This is a genomic window from uncultured Novosphingobium sp. (genome assembly GCF_964277725.1).
In the GTDB taxonomy this organism is placed as follows: domain Bacteria; phylum Pseudomonadota; class Alphaproteobacteria; order Sphingomonadales; family Sphingomonadaceae; genus Novosphingobium; species Novosphingobium fluoreni.
The window spans coordinates 1-2,537 of the sequence record NZ_CAXYKL010000301.1; the positions used below are offsets into that span (position 1 = coordinate 1).

The following is a 2,537-nucleotide window of genomic DNA, read 5'->3' on the forward strand; positions in this document are numbered from 1 at the left end:
CGACCTTCTCGAACCGGCGCTTCAGGCCGGTGAACCGCTCGACCGCGCGGATCGCGTCGATCAGGGGCACGCCCGCCGCCACGCTCGCGCCGATCGCGGCCAGCGCGTTGGAGACATTGTGGCGGCCCGGCACCGACAGCCGGACGTGATAACCCGCGCCGCCGGTGATCAGGTCGAACGAAATCGCGAACGGCTCGGGCTTCAGCGCCTCGGCGACCAGATCGCCCGCGCCCTCGACCGCGAAGGTGGTGAGGTTGGGGATGTCGGCCAGTAAGGCCGCCGTCTCGGCATCGCCTGCATTCGCCACGACGTGCCGCGCCCGGGCGGCGAACCCGCCGAACAGGTCGCGCAATTCCTCCAGCGACTTGTGATCCAGGCTGACATTGTTCAGCACGGCGATGGCCGGATTGTAGAGCGCGATCGAGCCGTCGCTTTCGTCCACCTCGCTGACGAACGCCTCGCCGCCGCCAACCAGCGCACTGGCGAAGGGGCTGCCGGGCGAGACGAAATCCTTCATCACCGCGCCGTTCATCGCGGTCGGATCGCGCCCCGTTTCGTGCAGGATGAAGGCGATCATGCCGGTGACGGTCGACTTGCCGCTGGTCCCCGCCACGCCGATCGGCAGGCGGCTCTCGTTGAACAGGCTGGCGAGCATCTGCGCCCGAGTGGCACGGGTGCAGCCCAGCCGGTTGGCGGCGATGATGTCGGGCACCGTCTCCTCGACGGCGGCGGAGGCGATGACGAGCTGGTCGGGAGACACTACGCCCGACCCGTCCTGCGGATAGAGCGCGATCCCGGCGGCGCGCAACGCATCGAACTTGGCCGCGACGCGCCCCTGGTCGAGCCCTCGGTCAGAACCGGCTACGGTCTGCCCACGCGCGCGCAGGATCATCGCCAGCGGCATCATCCCCGATCCGCCGATACCCACCAGAAAACAGGATTTGCCGTTGGTCATGGGCCCACGCTATCGGCGAGTTGGCGGCACAGGGCAATGCCCGGCCGGATAGGGCTCCAAGGGGACGCGCTGAAATGAAGATCGGAATCCTCGCCCCCGCCAGCATCGGCAATCCCGCCGCCGAAGCGCCGGTCGGCGCCTTTGCCGCCATCGCCTATCCGGGTGTCGACCTGATCTTCCACCCGCAATGCTATGAGCAGGACGGGCATTTCGCCGGGTCCGACGAACGCCGCGCCTCGGCCTTTCTGGAGTTCGCCAACGATCCCGGCATCGACGCGATCTGGTTCCTGCGCGGCGGATACGGATCGAATCGCATATTGTCGCGGGTCATGCCGAATCTGAACGCGGCGGCGGGGCACAAGACCTATATCGGCTATTCCGATCTCGGCTTCGTGCTGGCGGCGCTCTATGCCCGGCGGATCGGGCGGCCGGTGCATGGACCGATGGCGAGCGATATCCGCCGCCAGCAGGGCGACGTGACGGTGGCGCGCTCGCTCGGCTGGCTGGTCAGCGGCGACCGGCAGGGGCTGGAGCCCGGGCTCGACGGGCGTCCGGCGGCGGCGTTCAACCTGTCGATCCTGTCCGCGCTGATCGGCACGCCCTGGCTCCCCGACCTGACCGACCATGTCCTGATCGTAGAGGAGGTGTCCGAGCATCTCTATGCCGTCGACCGGATGCTGTTCACCATGGCCAACGCCACCCAGCTGAAGGGCGTGGCGGGCATCCGCCTGGGCGCGGTCAGCAATGTGCAAGCGAACGAGCCCGAATGGGGCGAGACGCTGGAATTCATGATCCAGCGCTGGTGCACCGAAATGGGTGTGCCCTATCTGGGGCGGGCGCGGATCGGTCATACGCAGGACAATCACCTCGTGCCGTTCGGGATCGCGTGAGGGAAGGCGATGAAGGCATGGCGCTTGGCCCATGCATCGCACGGACCGCTATGGCGCAGACAAACTTGCCCTCGTGAATTCCGGTCTTCGCCACCGGCACCGCCGGGTCGTATCGACCTGTCGCCTGCGCCCATCGACGGCAAGGTAACGATGACGGCGGCCTACCCAATCGATCAATAGGGAGCGGCCAGGCCGTACGATATCGGCAATCCGGGCAACTTCGCCAACGACCGCGAAAAGGTGTCCGAAGCCGGGCGCAAAGGTGGTCAGGAAAGCGGCGGCAATCTCAAAAACGATCCCGAACGCGCGGCCGAGGCCGGGTCAAAGGGCGGCCAGCAAGATTGACGCCCGGGTCCTGAACCGTGCGGCGGCGGTGGATACGGACCACCGCCGCTCTTTTTTATCGCGTGGCACCTTTAAAAAATTCGGTAAGGCAATGCGTTAACCAATTCCGACTAGCCGGGGGGCATGGAAATGCGCAAAATCTGCAGCGGATGCCGCGACGGTGTCGATTTCGAGATCCCGTTCACGATGGCGTTCCAGCCGATCGTCGACACCATGACCGGCCGCCCCTTTGCCTATGAGGCGCTGATCCGGGGCCTCGGGGGCGAGGGCGCATATAGCGTGTTGTCGCAGGTGAACGAGGCCAACCGCTATTCCTTCGACCAGGCGTGCCGGGTGAAGGCGATCGA

At 66.4% G+C, this 2,537-nt stretch carries 3 protein-coding genes and 1 pseudogene; 3 read left to right on the top strand and 1 reads right to left on the bottom strand.

Going from position 1 to position 2,537, the window contains the following annotated elements:
- A partial coding sequence (locus tag ACHWRX_RS16595; RefSeq protein ID WP_394660036.1) for a Mur ligase family protein occupies positions 1 to 955 on the bottom strand: 955 nt, incomplete at its 3' end.
- 74 nt (positions 956 to 1,029) lie between these two features.
- Here ACHWRX_RS16595 and ACHWRX_RS16600 point away from each other — a divergent pair.
- From ACHWRX_RS16600 to ACHWRX_RS16610, 3 genes and pseudogenes are all read left to right on the top strand, one after another.
- The gene (locus ACHWRX_RS16600; RefSeq protein WP_394660037.1) at positions 1,030 to 1,845 is read left to right on the top strand and encodes an LD-carboxypeptidase; all 816 of its coding nucleotides are present in this window, start codon (positions 1,030 to 1,032) and stop codon (positions 1,843 to 1,845) included.
- Between the two features lie 201 nt (positions 1,846 to 2,046).
- Entirely contained in the window at positions 2,047 to 2,190 is a 144-nt protein-coding gene (locus tag ACHWRX_RS16605; RefSeq protein WP_394660038.1) for a general stress protein, read from the top strand.
- Between the two features lie 129 nt (positions 2,191 to 2,319).
- Positions 2,320 to 2,537: pseudogene (locus tag ACHWRX_RS16610) on the top strand (EAL domain-containing protein); the annotation flags it as partial.

What these genes read in the sequence shown, in the direction of transcription:
- ACHWRX_RS16600 (WP_394660037.1), top strand. Translation starts at nt 1,030, where the DNA reads ATGAAGATCGGAATCCTCGCCCCCGCCAGCATCGGCAATCCCGCCGCC.